This window comes from Phocaeicola plebeius, assembly GCF_003437535.1.
Lineage (GTDB): Bacteria > Bacteroidota > Bacteroidia > Bacteroidales > Bacteroidaceae > Phocaeicola > Phocaeicola plebeius_A.
This window is the reverse complement of sequence record NZ_QSQT01000055.1, coordinates 10,759-11,052: the sequence shown is the minus strand read 5'-3', so window position 1 is coordinate 11,052 and position 294 is coordinate 10,759. Positions and strand designations below refer to the sequence as shown.

The window sequence follows — 294 nt, the reverse complement described above, 5'->3', positions numbered from 1 at the left end:
TACTCTGCCAGGTTCGTGCGAATCTGTTCTCCCGCCTTTTCTACGGCCACTTTTGCCATATCCGCATCCACCATGATTTTTACCAGCTCTTCGAAGGTTGTCTTCGACGGGTTCCAGCCTAACTTTGCCTTCGCCTTTGTCGGGTCACCCCAGAGGTTCACTACGTCTGTCGGGCGGTAGAAATCCTCGCTTACCTCTACCAGGCACTTGCCGGTAGCCTTGTCATAACCCTTTTCGTTGATGCCTTCACCCTTGAATTCCAGTTCGATGCCCGCATACTTGAATGCCAGGTAG

1 protein-coding gene is annotated in these 294 nt (G+C 52.4%); it reads right to left on the bottom strand.

Annotated elements, in window-relative coordinates:
- Positions 1–294 (bottom strand): GDP-mannose 4,6-dehydratase (locus DXD04_RS16990; RefSeq protein WP_259299584.1); only part of this gene is annotated, 294 nt, incomplete at both ends.